1 protein-coding gene is annotated in these 503 nt (G+C 35.0%); it reads left to right on the plus strand.

Annotation, left to right across the window (positions count from 1 at the left end; translation table 11 throughout):
* On the plus strand, window positions 1-503 hold a 503-nt coding region (locus tag MWU65_RS17840), incomplete at both ends, for a hypothetical protein (RefSeq protein ID WP_247079971.1).

Consider the following 503-nt stretch of genomic DNA (forward strand, 5'->3'; position numbering starts at 1 on the left):
GCTATTCTTGAGAATATTTTTGCAAATGCCACTGAAGACGAAAAACAGGCGATAGCTCTTTTTTTTGAAGCGAATAATGAAGTTTTTAACGAAATCATTAATTCACGAAGTTCAATAAGTAATAAAGATTACGCCGAATTAAATGAGAGAGCAAGAAAATTCAATATAAATGTGCTACAACTTGGCATTGGAACTGTTGCGGTTGTAGGAGCCTCTGCTTTAGGAGCTACAGGTGTTGGAGCTATATTAGCAGGCGCTGGACTTGGGCTTATGTATGATAGCATACCGGATGCATTAAATGAAGGACAAGGAATGATCAATGAAGGAACGCGTCAAGTTGATTTTGATATCATTAATGGATCTTCATCAGGTAAATCACAAAATACTGCGGCTAAAGACGGTAGCTTCACTTTTATAAACAAACAAGCAAATTTGTTAAGTGCAAATTATGGTATTAGAGGTTTAGATAAAACTGACAGAGTTTTAAATGATATATATTTCTT

The organism is Cellulophaga sp. F20128, from assembly GCF_023015805.1.
Taxonomy (GTDB): domain Bacteria; phylum Bacteroidota; class Bacteroidia; order Flavobacteriales; family Flavobacteriaceae; genus Cellulophaga.